Here is a 13,655-nt window from a genome sequence, read left to right as displayed (position 1 = left end):
GCCCGGGGGCGGCAACAACACCGTCCTGTTCGGTTTTGTCGGGGGTTTTGCGGCGCAAATGTCCCGACATTTCCGAACAGGACGGTGCCAGGAGCGTCCCGCCCCCGGCCCGAGCCGTCGTGATGCGCCCGGCGCTTCCCTGCCCGGAATCAGCCGACATGCGCCACCTCGCCCATGCCGACGGGCTTGAGGACGTCCGCGGGCAGCTCTCTCGGCAGCACCAGCTCCGCCACGCACCCTCCCCTGGACGCGTTCTCCAGCTTGACGTCTCCGCCGTGCTGCCGCGCCAGCGCGCGTGCCACCGTCAGCCCCAGTCCGGAGCCCTTTGCCTTGCTGGTGACGCCCGCCTCGAAGGCACGGCCGGCTACCTGGGGAGACAGTCCCGCGCCCTGGTCCTTGATGGACACCCGCGCCTCGCCGATGGAGTTCGCGTCCACCTCCAGAATCACCTGTCCTCCACGCGGGCTCGCTTCAATCGCGTTGTGAAGCAGGTTCATCACCACCTGCTTCACCTTGCGCGGATCGCACACCGAATGCACCGGCCCCTCGCCCACGCGCTCCAGCTTCACCTCGCCCTGCGCGGCCAATCCCTCGTGCAGCACCAGCGCCTCGTCGCACAGCGCCACCAGGTCCACCGCGCTCACCGACAACGGCACCAGGGGCCGCGAGAAGTTGAGGAACTCCTCCAGGATGCCCTGCATCCGGACCACCTCGCTGGACAGCACCTCCAGGCGCTCGGTGGGCTGCGCGCGGCCGGCCTCACGCACCATGAGCTGCGTGAGCCCCTTCACCGTGGCCAGCGGGTTCTTCAGCTCGTGGGCAATCTCCCCGGACATGGACTCCAGCGCGCGCGAGTACGAGCGGTGCGTGGCCAGCAACTCGTCTCGCTGCGCGAGCGCGTCGCGGAGCATGTCGTCGAACGTCATGCGGATGGCGGCGCCCACCGCGTTGGTCGCGATGATGAACAGGAACATCAGCACCGCGATGGCGAACATCCACGGACGAGGCGGCGCGCCCAGGTAGGACAGCGGCAGCATGGGCAGCCACCCCGCGAGCTGGGGCACCGCCATCAACGTCAGCGCTACGAGCTCCGCCTTGAACAGGCGCAGGTGCCACACCCGGGGAAGCGTGGTGGCGCCCACGAAGGCCAGCGGAAACACCATGAACAGCAGCGGACTGGCCAGGCCTCCCGTCCCCATGACGAGGCTCTGCTGGAACAGCACCCCGAGGAACAGGTTGACGGGCACGCTGCGCTTCGTGAGCCCCTCGCGCTTGTAGCGGCGCAGCTCGTAGAAGAAGAACGAGAGTGCGCTCACCTTCTGCACGACGAGCCAGACCATCCGCCACGGCGCGCCGTCCAGCGCAACCATCGCCGCCACCGCGAGGAACAGGCCGGCGCCGACGGAGGCTCGCAGCACCACCATGCGGCCGAAGATGCGGCTGAGGTGCCGGAGCTGGATGTCTTCGAAGTTGCGCCGGGTCCGCGAGTCCATGGCCTGCCCCTTCCGCTCACACCGCGGGTCTCATCGTACGCCGGGGCGGCCTCCATCGATGACCCGAAGCGCCGGCCGCGACGAGCGCCGCTTTCCGCGCGTCCCCTTGGCGGCCTGCCCGCCCATGTCCTCCTCCTGGCGCGAGGCCTTCCGTGGACCGGCCGAGGCCTGCCTTCCCGAGCCGCCCCTCGCCCCCGGCGCCCGGGCGGAGCCGCGCGCTGGACTCGGGAGTGGCAGACAGAAGAACAGGTACATGTCGAGCAGCATGGGGCGTCTTCCTCTTCCTCGGGTGCGCACGAGATGTGGCGCACGACTCACTGAGCAATGGCGATGCCACCGGCGTGGACGGCCACCAGGGCCCCTCCTCCCCATGGAGGAGGTCGGGCCCAAGGTGCCATGCCGTCCTTTTCGCGAGCCCGTGAAGAAGCATGAAGAAGCGGTGTCCAATGACTCGCCCCCTCTGAAGGAGCCCTGCTCGCGGCGCATGCGCAGTTTTGCCGCGTATGGGGAGGCGAACAGGAGGATGTGAATGGCCCGCCGGAAGAAGCCCGTCGGCCTTCCGGCGGGGGTGCCGGGTTTCCGGCAGGGGGACCGCGCGGGCATCCGACACCCGGGCACTCCCTCCGACTGACGCGCGCACGGCATGGGCCTTGCCATGGGCCTGCTCGTCACCGCGTGACGAGTCGCGGCTTCGAGGGGAGAGTCCATGCGACGTGCCGTCGTGTTGTTCGTGGTCCTGGTGGGCGTGCTCGGCGCCCTTCTGGGGTTCCGCATCCTGAAGGACCGCCGGGCCGCGGAAGGGCCCGCCGGGGGCTCGGGCGTGGTGGAGGGCACCAGCGTGGATGTGCGTGCCCGCATCAATGCCCGCGTGTTGACCCGGCACGTGGAGGAAGGCGCCCGGGTGGACAAGGGCGCGCTGCTCGTCACGCTCGACTGCACCGAGCCCGAGGCCACCCTCGCGGAAACGGAGGCCCGGCTGGCCATGGCGCGAGCGCAGGCGGACGCCGCGCGGGCCGCCGCCCTGGCCTCCACCCGCAATAGCGAAGCGGTGGCCGCGCAGGCCACGGGCAGCCAGGCGCAGATTGCCTCGCTCGCGGACCAGCAGGGACTCGCGAAGCGGCAGGCGGACCGACTCCAGCAGATGGGCGGGGCGACGACGGAGGCCTCGCTGGACCAGGCGAAGGCCCAGGCCGCGTCGCTGGAGCAGCAGCTCGAGGCCGCGCGCCATGCCAGCACGGCCGCCGGGCGCCAGGCCCGCGCCGCCGCCGAGCAGGAGCGCGCGAGCCAGCAGCAGGCGGAGGCCGCCGTGCGCGGGGTGGACGCCGCCGAGGCCACGCTGCGCCGCGCCCGCATCAACGTGGCGGAGTGCGAGCTGCGCGCGCCGATGGCGGGCTCGGTGGAGACGCTGGCGCTGGAGCCCGGAGAGCTGGCCCTGCCCGGCGCGGTGGTGGCGCGGCTGGTGGACACCGCCCGGCCCAAGGCCACCTTCTACCTGCCCAACGCGGAGCTGGCCGCCGCGCACCCCGGGCAGGAGGCCACGGTGCGCGCGGACGCGTACCCGGACCGCACCTTCCCCGCCCGCGTCGTCACCGTCGCGCGCGAGGCGGCCTTCACGCCGCGCAACGTGCAGACGCGCAGCGACCGGGACAGGCTCGTCTATCCCGTCGAGGTCCACATCGACGCGCCCGAGGGGATGCTGCTGCCGGGCATGCCGGTGGAAATCACGCTGGAGCCCGGACAGGTGCCGGCCATGGCGGAGCAGCGGCCATGAGCGCCGCGCCGGACGTCGCGCTGGAGGCGGTACGCAAGAGCTTCGGTGCCACGCAGGCCCTGCGCGGCGTCTCGCTGGCGGTGGGCCACGGCGAGGTGTACGGCCTCGTGGGCCCGGACGGCGCGGGGAAGACGACAGCCATCCGCCTCATGGCGGGCCTCCTTCGCACGGACGGCGGCCACGTGCGGATGCTGGGCGAGGACCCGGCGAACCCGCGCTCCCAGGTGCGAGAGGGGCTGGGCCTGGTGCCTCAGCGCAACACCCTCTACGGCGACCTGAGCGTGGATGAGAACCTCACCTTCTTCGCGAGGCTGTTCGGCCTGTCGAAGGAGGACTTCGCCTCGCGGCGCGAGCGGCTGCTGGACATCACCCGGCTGGGCCGCTTCACGGACCGGCGCGCGGATGCGCTCTCCGGCGGCATGTACAAGAAGCTGGCGCTGGCGTGCGCCCTGCTCCACCGGCCGCGCGTGCTGCTCCTGGACGAGCCCACCAACGGCGTGGACCCGGTGAGCCGCCGTGAGCTCTGGGAGCTGCTCTATACGCTGGTGCACGACGGCATGACGCTGGTGGTGTCCACGCCGTACATGGACGAGGCCGCGCGCTGCCACCGCGTGGGGCTGCTCTATGCGGGCGAGCTCATCGCCGAGGGCGGACCGCGAGAGCTGGCGCGCCAGCACGGAGTGGCGGCCTCCAACTTCGAGGCGGTGTTCCTCGCGCTGGTGGAACGGCGCAACGGCACCGGAGGGAGAGCCGCATGAGCACGGCCATCGAGGTGGAGCACCTCACGCGCCGCTTCGGCGCCTTCACCGCCGTCAACGACGTGAGCTTCACCGTGGGGGCCGGAGAAATCTTCGGCTACCTGGGCGCGAACGGCGCCGGCAAGTCCACCACCATCCGCATGTTGTGCGGCCTGCTGAAGCCCACGGGCGGCCACGCGCGAGTCGCGGGCCACGACGTGAGCGCCGAGCCGGAGCGGGTGAAGGCGGGCATCGGCTACATGTCCCAGCGCTTCTCGCTGTACCTGGACCTGACGGTGCGGGCGAATCTCGAGTTCTTCGCCTCCGCGTACGGCGCGCACGGCCGCGAGCTGGAGCGGCGCATCGGCGAGATGCTGGAGCGGATGCAGCTCACCTCCATCCAGAACGAGGTGACGGGCTCTCTGCCGGGCGGGACACAACAGCGCGTGGCGCTGGCCAGCGCGGTGCTGCACCGTCCGCGCATCGTCTTCCTCGACGAGCCGACCGCGGGCGTGGACCCCGTGCAGCGCCGCTCCTTCTGGGCGCTCATCCGCGAGCTGGCCGCGGGCGGCACCACCGTCTTCGTCACCACGCACTACATGGACGAGGCGGAGAACTGCGCGCGCATCGGCATCATGGTGGACGGCCGGCTGGTGGCGCTGGACACGCCCGAGGGACTCAAGCGCACGCACGCTCCGGGCCGTGTCCTCGAGGTGCGAGGCCCCAACCTCGCCCATGCGCTGGATGCGCTGCGCGGCGAGCCCGGCGTGCTGGACGTGAGCCGCTTCGGCTCGGGCGCCACGGTGCGGGTGGACCCGGCGCGGCTGACGGCGGACTCGCTCGGGCAGTGGCTGCGCGTGCGGGGCGTGGACCCGCTGGAGTTGGAGGAGTCCGCGCCCACGCTCGACGACGTGTTCCTGGCGCTCACCGCCGGGGCACAACGAGGGGAGGACTGAAGCGCCATGGCCACTTCACACGTGAAGCGCACGGTGGGCCGCATCCTCGCCATGGCCGGCAAGGAGGTGCTGCACATCCGCCGGGACATCCGCACGCTCTACCTGGCGCTGGCGATGCCGGTGCTGCTGCTGGTGCTCTTCGGCTTCGGCATCAGCTTCGACGTGGACCACCTGGGCCTGGCCGTGGTGGACCAGGACCGCACCGCGCAGTCGCGCGAGCTGGTGCGCAACGTCACGGCGTCCGAGGAGTTCATCGTCCAGTGGGAGGGCACGTCGCCCGAGGAAGGGCTGCGCCAATTGCGGCGAGGCCGGGCCATCGGCGTGCTGGTGGTGCCCCGGGGCTTCGCCGAGGACGTGGCCACGGGCGGCGCCGAGGTGCAGTTCCTCCTCGACGGCGCGGACGGCAACACGGCCACGCAGGCCCTGGCGAAGATGCAGGCCCTGGTGGAAGTCGCGAGCCGGAAGCTCGCGGGCTTCGTGCCCCGGGCGCCTCCGCTGGAGGTGCGGGTGCGGACGCTGTTCAACCCGAACAGCCGCTCGGCGCTGTTCCTGGTGCCGGGGCTCGCGTCGTACCTGCTGGCCATCGTCGCGGTGCTCATCACCGCGCTCACCGTGGCGCGCGAGTGGGAGCGCGGCTCCATGGAACAGCTCTTCGCCACGCCGGTGGGACGTCTGGAAATCGTCGTGGGCAAGCTGCTGCCGTACCTCGGCATCGGCCTGCTGCAGGTGCTGCTGGTGCTGACCGCGGGCGCATGGGTGTTCGACGTGCCGGTGCGCGGCAGCGTGGTGGCGCTGGGGCTGGGAGCGCTGCTGTTCCTCATCGGCATGCTGGGCCAGGGGCTGCTCATCTCGGTGGTGACTCGCAACCAGGTGGTGGCCACGCAGGTGGCGACGATGACGTCCGTGCTGCCCTCCATGCTGCTGTCGGGCTTCATCTTCCCCATCGCCAACCTGCCCCCGCCGCTGAAGGTGGTGAGCCTGTTGATTCCGGCGCGGTACTTCGTGAGCACGCTGCGCGGAGTGCTGTTGCGCGGCAACGGCCTGGACGTGCTGTGGCCGCAGATGCTGGCCATGGCGGCGTTCGCGACGGTGATGCTGACGTTGGCCACCCGTCGCTTCCAGCGGCGGCTGGACTGAAAGGAGGACGGACACATGCATCCCCTGGTCGTGCAGTACCGGGCTGTGGTGGTGAAGGAGGTCCGGCAGACGGTGCGGGACAGGCGCGTCATGGCCCTGCTCACCATTGCGCCGCTGATGCAGCTCTTCGTCCTCGGCTTCGCGGTGAACTTCGACGTACGCCACGTGCCCACGGCGGTGGTGGACCGCGACCACACCTCGGAGAGCCGAGACTATGCGCGCTCGCTGCTGGCGGGTGACACGCTCGACTTGAAGGCGGAACCGCAGGACGAGACCCAAGCGCAGGAACTGCTGGAGCGCGGCGAGGCCTCCGTGGCGGTGGTCTTCCCTCCGGAGTTCCAGGAGGACGTGCTGCGAGGGTCGGGCGCCCAGGTGCAGGCGCTGGTGGACGGGTCGGACCCGGTGCGCTCGGGCGTGGCGGTGGACATGGTGGCGCGGCATGCGGCCGAGCGCGCGTCTCGGCAGCTGCGGGCGGAGGCCCTGGCCCGCGGAGAGACGCCGCCCCGCTCACCGGTGGCGCTGGTGCCGCGCGTCCTCTACAACCCGGAGCTGTCCACGGCGGTGTACGTCGTGCCGGGCATCGCGGCGATGCTGCTGCTCGTCGTCACCACCATCATCATGGCCATGGGGCTGGCGCGCGAGCGCGAGAGCGGCACGCTGGAGCAGCTCCAGGTGACGCCGCTGAAGCCCGGCATCCTGATGGCGGGCAAGGTGACGCCATTCGTGCTCATCGGGCTCGTGGACGTGGGCCTCGCGCTGAGCGTGGGTGCGTGGGTCTTCCACGTGCCGCTGCGGGGGAACCTGGGATTGGTGGCGCTGGCCACCCTGCTCTACCTGCTGTCCACGCTGGGCGTGGGGCTTCTCATCGCCACGCTGAGCCGCACGCAGCAGCAGGCCTTCGTCGGTGGCTTCCTCTTCCTGCTCCCGGCGGTGCTGCTGTCCGGAGTGATGACGCCGATTCACGCGATGCCGGACTGGCTCGCGTGGGTGACGTACTTCAACCCGGTGCGCTACTACGTGGAGGTGCTGCGAGGCACGCTGCTCAAGAGCGCGAGCCTCGTCGACTTGTGGCGACAGGTGGTGCTGCTCGGCGTCTTCGGCGCCATGGTGATGACGCTGGCCTCGCGACGGTTCCGCAAGACGTCGGCGTGAGTCAGGGGTGGAGCTTCTCGTGGCGGGCGAGCATCGCCACGAGGTCGGAGATGCGCCGGGCGCGGGTCTCCGGCTTCTTCGCCGTCTGCACGCGCCACAGCACGGCATAGCGGTTGGCGGCGTTGAGCGTGGCGAAGAACGCCGCGGCCTTCGGATTCGCGGTGAACGCGGCCGCGAGGTCCTCAGGTACCGTCGCCTTGCTCGGTGAGTCGTAGGCCTGGGCCCAGCGCCCGTCCTTCTTCGCGCTCTCCACCGCCGCGAGCCCGGTGGGCTGCATCTTCCCCGCGTCGATGAGCACCTGCACCTTCTCGCAGTTCACCTTGGACCAGATGCTCTTCGGCCCGCGCGGCGTGAACTTCTGGAGCCACCACGCGTCGTCGAAGCTCTTCTTGTGCCCGTCAATCCAACCCCACACGAGCGCCACCTCCAGCGCCTCCGCGTAATTGACCGAGGGGACACCCGCCGCCTTCTTCGCGAGCTTCAGCCACACGCCACGCGACGACGCATGGTTCTTCTCGAGCCACGTGTCCCACGCACCCTGACTCTCGAATGGGAGGATGGGTACCTCCCCGGCAGGCGCGGCCGTCTTCGCATCGGCACTCACGAGCGAGGCCTTCCTCGCGGCGCCCTTCTCCACCGCCGGCCTGGCGCCAGCCTTTGCGTGTGCGGCCTTCTTCACTGGCGCCTTCTTCACCACGGCCTTCTTCGTCGCGGGCATCTCGTGGGCCTCCTGGATGAAGCGGCCGGATAGCACGACATGCCGCGGCCCCACCACCCGGGACGTCCTCTAGCCGGCCTCGAAGGTGTGCTAGGAGAGTCACTGGATTTACTTGTCTCTCCTGGAAAACACACATGCACACCGTCGCGAGAAGAGCCGCCGTCCTCCTGTCCCTCACGAGCCTCTGGGCCTGTTCGCCCACGGAGACCGAAGAACCCACGACCTCCTCCGCCCCCGAGTCCGAATCCCTCGGTGAGACCCAGGAGACGCTGTCCTGCGCCTCTGTCCCGGAGGGCTCTCCATTCGGCGCGTGCCCGGACTTGTGCGCGCTGGTGGATCGCCTGCCGCTGCCGCAGCCCCGAGCCAGCCTGTCGCGCAACATCCTCACCACGTCGCTGGACGTGAAGCTGGACACGCTGAGCGCCACGGCGGCCATCCAGGTGGCCCCGTCGCTCGCGCCGGGCCTGTCGCTGAAGGTCGGCAACATCCAGATTCAGGGCGTGCGCAGCCGCTGCGGCCCGCTGAACTACACCGTGCAGGACGGCCAGCTCGACATCGGCCTGCCGGTGTGGGCGAGCACCGTGCTCATCGACTACACCTTCGTCGAGACGCCCAACTACGACGGCTACCAGCCCAACGGCACCACCTTCCTGTGGCCGTCCTTCTGCCCCAACCTCTTCCCCTGCCACCCGGCGCTGGCGGACGGCGTGAAGTTCTCGCTCAAGGTGAGCAACCTCCCCGCGGGCAAGAAGGCCGTGTACCCCACGCGCATTCCGGCGGATGCCCCGGCGTACATGATTGCGTGGGCGGTGGGTGACTACACCGAGCTGCCCCTGGGCACGACGACCGCGGGCACGGAGGTCTCCGTGTGGCACCTGCCCGGTGAGGCCGCCGTCGCCACCACGGGCACGCACCACCTGAAGGACGCGGTGGACTTCTACGAGCGGCAGTACGGCCCGTACTCCTTTGGCGGCAAGGTGGGCTCGGTGTCCGCCAACTGGGGCCCGGGCGCGTACGGCGGCATGGAGCACCACCCGTACTGGCACGTGGCCTCCGACGCCATGGAGGACAAGCTGGTGCACCAGCACGAGGCAGCCCACGGCTGGTACGGCAACGGCGTGCGCATCCAGTGCTGGGAGGACTTCGTCCTCTCCGAGGGCACCGCCGAGTACCTCACCGCCCGCTCCGTGCGCGCCACCGAGGGCGCGGAGGCCGAGGCCGCCGTCTGGGTGCAGTGGAAGGGCGAGCTGGACCGCGCCGTCTCGCGCGGCGACACCCTCGCGCTTCCGGATGGCACCTGCAACACGATTGACATCCTCAACCACCCGCTCTGGTCCAACATCCCCTACAAGAAGGGCGCGTTCTTCTACAAGGCGCTGGAGAAGCAGATTGGCACCGCGGCCATCGACCGCGCGCTGTCCACCTTCTACCGCCAGCACGTGGGCGGCACCGCCCGCATGCAGCAGTTCCTGGACCTCGTGAAGGCGCAGACGGGCCAGGACCCGACGCCGCTCGCGAACGCGTGGCTGCGCAGCCTCGGCATCCCCGCCGAGGTGCCCTGAGCGTCACGCCTCAGTGGGGGCCGGACTCCGCCGTGGAGTCCGAGCCCCCACCCAGCTTCTTCTTCAGCGCGTCCAGCCCCTTGCCGCCGGCTTCCTTCGCGGCGTCCAGCCCCTTGCCGCCGGCTTCCTTCGCGGCGTTCAGCGTGTCGCCCGCGCCCTGCTTCACCGAGTCCATGGAGACGGAGGCCACGCCCCTGCGCACCCGGTCCATCCAGGCGATGGGCTCGTAGACCTGCTTCCCACGCTCCGGGCCGAGCACGGTGATGAGGATGTTCTCCATCCCTCCCGCCCGGGCGATGAGCGCCTCGGTGAGGATGAGGGCCGCGCGAGCCTGCAGGAAGATGGGCAGCTTCTTGCCGTGCTTGCGCATCTCCTCCGCGCTGGTGTGGATGTCCTCGCGCGCGGTCGGGCCGAGGTACGGGCTCGCGGCCAGCTTGTCGAGGAACTTCGCGGACTCCTCGTAGCGCTCGCGGCGGAAGTGGATGAAGGCCCAGCCCCACCACGTCAGCTCGTTCTCCACGCCCAGCTTCTCCAGCGACTTGAGGCCGCGCTCGATGTCGTCCTCCGCGGCGCGCTCGCGCTTGAGCCCCATGCGGTTCCACGCGCGCACGAAGTAGCCGGCGGCGAGCAACGCCTCGCGCTGCTCCGCGGCCGTGCTGTGCGCCGTCGGCGAGAAGCTGTCCGGCGGAAGGGCCTCGACTCCGGAGATGTAGGCGTTCAGTTCCTCCTCGGCCGCGTAGTGGTAGCCCGCGCCGCAGAACGCGAGGCCGCGGCTCCCCTGCACGCCCACGCGCAGCCCCGCGGGCCACGAGGGCTGGGGCACGGCGCGCGACAACTCGTAGAACACGATGTCCGTGGCGGGGACGCGGTTCCCCCGGTCCGCCTGGTCGAGCACCACCCACGCGGCGGCGAGCAGCGCGTGCTCCTGCCCCGCGTCGTACCCCGACAGCGGGCCCGGCGTGTCCGGGATGAAGCGGTTCCACAGCAGGGGGAACTCGTCCTCGTCGCGCTTCTCCAGCGTCTTCTTCGCCTTGTAGAAGGCGATGCCCAGGTCCAGGTACATCTTCGCCACGCGGCGCGACTCCTCCGCGGTGGCGGGATTGTCCGGCAGCGTCCGCGTCTCCTCGACGGCCTTCCAGAGGGCGGCAATCTCCTCGGGCGCGTTGGGCTGGCCCTCGGCGCGGAGCGTCAGCTTGATGGCGCGGTACGGAACCAGCGCGTACGAGTCACGGATCTTCTTTTCGATTTCCGCCCGCTCCTCGGCGGCCCGCTCGGCGTCCGTCTTGCGGCAGCCCACCAGCATGGACAGGAGCACGAGGGAGAGCGCGGCGGCGCGGAACACGGCGGTATTGGAAGAGCGCATCGCCCGCGACGGTAGCACGAGCCCCTGCCTGCCCCTCGTGGGACCCACGGACGCCGGAGGCCGGGCGGCGCCGCACATGCACAACGTCCCAGGAACGAAGGGAGGCAGGCATGACCCACGACGAGTTCCTGACACGCGTCACCGAGCGTGCGGGGCTGTCCGGCCCCGAGGAGGCCGCCCACGTCGCGAGCGCCGTGCTCGGCGTGTTGGGCGAGCGGCTCGGAAGGAAGGAGGTCCTCCGGCTGGCCGAGGACCTCCCCGCCCCGCTGGTCCGCATGCTGGAGACCGATGGCCCGGGCCAGGACTTCGACGAAGGCACGTTCTACACGCGCGTCGCCAGACGTGAGCACGTGCGGCCGGGCTTCGCGATGGAGCACACGGGCGTCGTCTGCGGGGTGCTGGCCGAGGCGCTCTCCGACGGCGGCCTGCACCGGCTCCACGAAGCCCTGCCCGGACCGCTCGGCGAGCTCCTCACGCCCCGCGAGCCGCGCGAGCGCTTCGAGTACGTCCACGTCGAGCCCACGCACCGCACCCTCGCCGAGGGCACTCCGGGCAGCGAGCACCCGCTGTCCAATACCCGGCTCGAACGCGCGCACACGCACTCGGTGGCGCGGGCCGACAACCCGCACGGGGACACGAAGCTCTCCAGCACCACCGGGCTCACGCAGGAGCGCGAGCAGGAGACATTGGCCAGCGCCTCCGGCCTCACTCAGGAGCGTGAGCACACGACGTTGGCGGAGGGGCATCCAGGGATGAGGCTCGCGCGCGGCGAAGAGGAGTGACGCCGCGCGTGGCCCAGGGACTTCGGCCTCCTTGCAATTTCCCTCCATGGCCCGGCCCAACCGACCCAGGCGAATCCCCCGGGCATCCCGGACGCGTGGTGAGCACCCTTGGGAGGATGGGGAGGCGGGCATGCACCCGGAGAGCGGAGCACACGAAGGCGGCACTCCTGGCGCCATGCCACGGCGGGCATCCGTGCGGCTGGAGCGGCAGGTGTCCGAGCTTCAGCAGATCATCAATCGCCAGCGCCGGATGGATGCCCTGCAGCGCACGGCCCTGCTGGACAGTCCCGCTGAGGAAGCCTTCGACCGGCTGACGCGGCTGACGACGCGGACGCTGCATGTGCCCGTGTCGCTCGTCACGCTGCTCGACAAGGACCGGCAGTTCTTCAAGAGCTGCGCGGGCCTGCCTGCTCCCTGGAGTGATGTCCGGCAGACGCCGCTCACCCACTCCTTCTGCATCCACGTGGTGGCCACCGGGCAGCCGCTCGTCATCGAGGACGCCCGCCAGGACCCGATGCTGAAGGAGAACCTCGCGGTGGATCAGCTCGGCGTGGTGGCCTACGCCGGCTATCCCCTGAAGACGCCGGGCGGGGAGATCCTGGGCACGCTGTGCGCCATCGACACCGGACCGCGCGTCTGGACGCAGGAGGACCTGGCCATCCTCCAGGACCTGGCGACCTCGGCGATGACGGAAATCGAGCTGCGCGCCACGCGCGAGCTGGAGGGACAGGCCCGGGCGGCGGAGGCCGCGCGCGCGACCGCCGAGGCCGCGCGCCAGCGCTTCGCCCTGCTGGCGGAGCTGAGCGGCGCGCTCGCGGAGCAGACGGACCTGGGCCGCGCGCTCACCCTCGCGGTGCGCCTGTCGGTGCCCCTGGTGGCGGATGGCTGCGTCCTCGACCTCCTCCACGAGGACGGGCGGCTGGTGCGGGAGGCGGTGGCCCACCTGGACCCGCGCGAGGAGCAGCGGCTGCGCGACGTCTCCGAGCCGCCCGGACTCCTCGGCACCGAGCAGGGTGACGGGCCGTCGCTGGCGGGCCACCTGCGACTGGGCGACCCGGCGGGCTCCTGCATGCGCCTCGCGCTCGTGGGCCGCGGCCGGGTGCTGGGCGCCATCAGCTTCACCACCATTTCACCGCGCCGCCTCGGCGACACCGAGGTGGAGCTGGCGCGGGACGTGGCGCGCCGCGTGGCGCTGGCGGTGGACAACAGCCGGATGCACCAGGAGCGGGTCGAGGCCATCCGCGCCAGGGACACGTTCCTCTCCATCGCCTCGCACGAGCTGCGCACACCGCTGACGACGCTGCGGCTCCAGTCGCAGTCGCTGCTGCGCCTCACCCGTGGTGAGCAGCCATACGCGCTCGAGCAGTTCGCTCCCAAGGCGGAGGTCATCGCGCGGCAGGTGGAGCGGCTGGGGCACCTGGTGGACGAATTGCTGGACATCGCCCGGGTGCGAGAGGGGCGCCTGCCCTATCATCCGGAGGAGCTGGACCTCTCGGAGGTGGTGCGCGAGGTGGGCATCCGCTTTCGCGAGGAACTGGCGCGCAGCGGCAGCACGCTGGTGCTGCGCACCGAGGGCAGCGCGCGCGGCAGGTGGGACCGGGTCCGCCTGGAGCAGGTGGTGACGAACCTGCTCGCCAATGCCATCAAGTACGGCAAGGGCCGGCCCATCTCCCTCCTGGTGACGGGAGACGAGCGTTGCGCGCGGCTCATCGTCCGCGACGAGGGCATCGGCATCGCGAAGGTGGACCAGGCTCGCATCTTCGAGCGCTTCGAGCGCGCCGTGTCCGAGCAGCACTACGGCGGCCTGGGACTGGGGCTGTGGATCGTCCGCGAAATCCTCGCGGGGATGGGCGGCACCATCTCCGTCTCCAGTCAGCCGGGGATGGGCGCCTCCTTCACGGTGGAGCTTCTCCGACAACCCGTGGCGGCCGCCGCGCCCATCCTGCACTGAGGGTGAGGGCGGGCAGGTCCGTAACAGGGTGGC

Annotated in this window: 11 protein-coding genes; 8 read left to right on the top strand and 3 right to left on the bottom strand. The window is 70.9% G+C overall.

Features of this window, described 5'->3' with window-relative positions; translation table 11 throughout:
* Positions 1–149: 149 nt before the first annotated feature.
* Entirely contained in the window at positions 150–1,493 is a 1,344-nt protein-coding gene (locus tag ACVTJA_RS27225) for a sensor histidine kinase (RefSeq protein ID WP_465823846.1), read from the bottom strand.
* Between the two features lie 706 nt (positions 1,494–2,199).
* Between ACVTJA_RS27225 and ACVTJA_RS27220 the strand changes: the two genes are divergently transcribed.
* From ACVTJA_RS27220 to ACVTJA_RS27200, 5 genes are read left to right on the top strand one after another with little or no spacing between them, the layout of a single operon-like run.
* Positions 2,200–3,264: an HlyD family secretion protein gene (locus ACVTJA_RS27220; protein WP_465823845.1), complete on the top strand. Its 1,065-nt coding sequence runs from the start codon at positions 2,200–2,202 to the stop codon at positions 3,262–3,264.
* Entirely contained in the window at positions 3,261–4,022 is a 762-nt protein-coding gene (locus ACVTJA_RS27215) for an ABC transporter ATP-binding protein (protein WP_465823844.1), read from the top strand. The genes ACVTJA_RS27220 and ACVTJA_RS27215 overlap by 4 nt, the downstream gene beginning before the upstream one ends.
* Complete coding sequence (locus ACVTJA_RS27210; protein WP_465823843.1) at positions 4,019–4,957, top strand: ABC transporter ATP-binding protein; 939 nt, start codon at positions 4,019–4,021, stop codon at positions 4,955–4,957. The genes ACVTJA_RS27215 and ACVTJA_RS27210 overlap by 4 nt, the downstream gene beginning before the upstream one ends.
* 6 nt (positions 4,958–4,963) lie before the next feature.
* The gene (locus tag ACVTJA_RS27205) at positions 4,964–6,094 is read left to right on the top strand and encodes an ABC transporter permease (RefSeq protein WP_465823842.1); all 1,131 of its coding nucleotides are present in this window, start codon (positions 4,964–4,966) and stop codon (positions 6,092–6,094) included.
* 15 nt (positions 6,095–6,109) lie between these two features.
* Positions 6,110–7,246 carry an ABC transporter permease gene (locus ACVTJA_RS27200; protein WP_465823841.1) on the top strand — a complete coding sequence of 379 codons (1,137 nt, stop codon included), beginning with the start codon at positions 6,110–6,112 and terminating at the stop codon, positions 7,244–7,246.
* A gap of 1 nt (position 7,247) precedes the next feature.
* Here ACVTJA_RS27200 and ACVTJA_RS27195 read toward each other — a convergent pair whose 3' ends face one another.
* Positions 7,248–7,964, bottom strand: coding sequence for a YdeI/OmpD-associated family protein (locus tag ACVTJA_RS27195; RefSeq protein ID WP_465823840.1), 717 nt, complete (start codon positions 7,962–7,964; stop codon positions 7,248–7,250).
* A gap of 134 nt (positions 7,965–8,098) precedes the next feature.
* On the opposite strand from ACVTJA_RS27195, the gene ACVTJA_RS27190 reads away from it, so the two are divergent.
* Positions 8,099–9,526 (top strand): M1 family metallopeptidase, encoded by a 1,428-nt coding sequence (locus ACVTJA_RS27190; RefSeq protein ID WP_465823839.1) that lies wholly within the window; start codon positions 8,099–8,101, stop codon positions 9,524–9,526.
* Between the two features lie 10 nt (positions 9,527–9,536).
* Here ACVTJA_RS27190 and ACVTJA_RS27185 read toward each other — a convergent pair whose 3' ends face one another.
* Positions 9,537–10,889, bottom strand: a complete 1,353-nt coding sequence (locus tag ACVTJA_RS27185; RefSeq protein WP_465823838.1) for a hypothetical protein — start codon at positions 10,887–10,889, stop codon at positions 9,537–9,539.
* Positions 10,890–10,999: 110 nt separating this feature from the next.
* Between ACVTJA_RS27185 and ACVTJA_RS27180 the strand changes: the two genes are divergently transcribed.
* Both ACVTJA_RS27180 and ACVTJA_RS27175 read left to right on the top strand, forming a co-directional pair.
* Complete coding sequence (locus tag ACVTJA_RS27180) at positions 11,000–11,671, top strand: DUF2267 domain-containing protein (RefSeq protein ID WP_465823837.1); 672 nt, start codon at positions 11,000–11,002, stop codon at positions 11,669–11,671.
* Positions 11,672–11,801: 130 nt separating this feature from the next.
* Entirely contained in the window at positions 11,802–13,622 is a 1,821-nt protein-coding gene (locus ACVTJA_RS27175) for a GAF domain-containing sensor histidine kinase (protein WP_465823836.1), read from the top strand.
* Positions 13,623–13,655 lie beyond the last annotated feature (33 nt).

It is taken from the genome of Pyxidicoccus sp. M6 (assembly GCF_055568925.1).
This window is presented reverse-complemented; position numbering and strand designations above follow the sequence as displayed.

What these genes read in the sequence shown, in the direction of transcription:
- ACVTJA_RS27225 (WP_465823846.1), bottom strand. Translation starts at nt 1,493, where the DNA reads ATGGACTCGCGGACCCGGCGCAACTTCGAAGACATCCAGCTCCGGCAC.
- ACVTJA_RS27220 (WP_465823845.1), top strand. Translation starts at nt 2,200, where the DNA reads ATGCGACGTGCCGTCGTGTTGTTCGTGGTCCTGGTGGGCGTGCTCGGC.
- ACVTJA_RS27215 (WP_465823844.1), top strand. Translation starts at nt 3,261, where the DNA reads ATGAGCGCCGCGCCGGACGTCGCGCTGGAGGCGGTACGCAAGAGCTTC.
- ACVTJA_RS27210 (WP_465823843.1), top strand. Translation starts at nt 4,019, where the DNA reads ATGAGCACGGCCATCGAGGTGGAGCACCTCACGCGCCGCTTCGGCGCC.
- ACVTJA_RS27205 (WP_465823842.1), top strand. Translation starts at nt 4,964, where the DNA reads ATGGCCACTTCACACGTGAAGCGCACGGTGGGCCGCATCCTCGCCATG.
- ACVTJA_RS27200 (WP_465823841.1), top strand. Translation starts at nt 6,110, where the DNA reads ATGCATCCCCTGGTCGTGCAGTACCGGGCTGTGGTGGTGAAGGAGGTC.
- ACVTJA_RS27195 (WP_465823840.1), bottom strand. Translation starts at nt 7,964, where the DNA reads ATGCCCGCGACGAAGAAGGCCGTGGTGAAGAAGGCGCCAGTGAAGAAG.
- ACVTJA_RS27190 (WP_465823839.1), top strand. Translation starts at nt 8,099, where the DNA reads ATGCACACCGTCGCGAGAAGAGCCGCCGTCCTCCTGTCCCTCACGAGC.
- ACVTJA_RS27185 (WP_465823838.1), bottom strand. Translation starts at nt 10,889, where the DNA reads ATGCGCTCTTCCAATACCGCCGTGTTCCGCGCCGCCGCGCTCTCCCTC.
- ACVTJA_RS27180 (WP_465823837.1), top strand. Translation starts at nt 11,000, where the DNA reads ATGACCCACGACGAGTTCCTGACACGCGTCACCGAGCGTGCGGGGCTG.
- ACVTJA_RS27175 (WP_465823836.1), top strand. Translation starts at nt 11,802, where the DNA reads ATGCACCCGGAGAGCGGAGCACACGAAGGCGGCACTCCTGGCGCCATG.